Source organism: Pseudomonas sp. PDM18 (genome assembly GCF_014852585.1).
Taxonomy (GTDB): Bacteria; Pseudomonadota; Gammaproteobacteria; order Pseudomonadales; family Pseudomonadaceae; genus Pseudomonas.
This window is the reverse complement of record NZ_JACVBX010000048.1, coordinates 1-308: the sequence shown is the minus strand read 5'-3', so window position 1 is coordinate 308 and position 308 is coordinate 1. Positions and strand designations below refer to the sequence as shown.

The following is a 308-nucleotide window of genomic DNA, read 5'->3' as shown; positions in this document are numbered from 1 at the left end:
TTGCCACTGATGGTCTGCTCGGCCTTGGACTCGTCGATGTTGACGATGTCGTCACCGGCGATGACGTCGATGATCAGACCGGCAATCGGTTCCTCGATCTTCACCTCGTACGCATGCTTGGCGGTGATGTCGGTGCTGTTGCCCGCGGCATCGTGGGCCACCAGGGTGGCGTTGATGCTGGTGGCTTTCGCCAGGTCGGCACCGGCTACCTGCACGCTCCATTCGCCCGCGGTGTTCACCACGGCCTGATAGGCCGTGCCGTTGAGGTCGAACTTGACCACGTCACCGGCCTGGAACTCGCCTGTCAC

The 308-nt window shown here is 62.7% G+C and carries 1 protein-coding gene; it reads right to left on the bottom strand.

Features of this window, described 5'->3' with window-relative positions:
* Positions 1-308 (bottom strand): hypothetical protein (locus IB274_RS29495; RefSeq protein WP_192436301.1); only part of this gene is annotated, 308 nt, incomplete at both ends.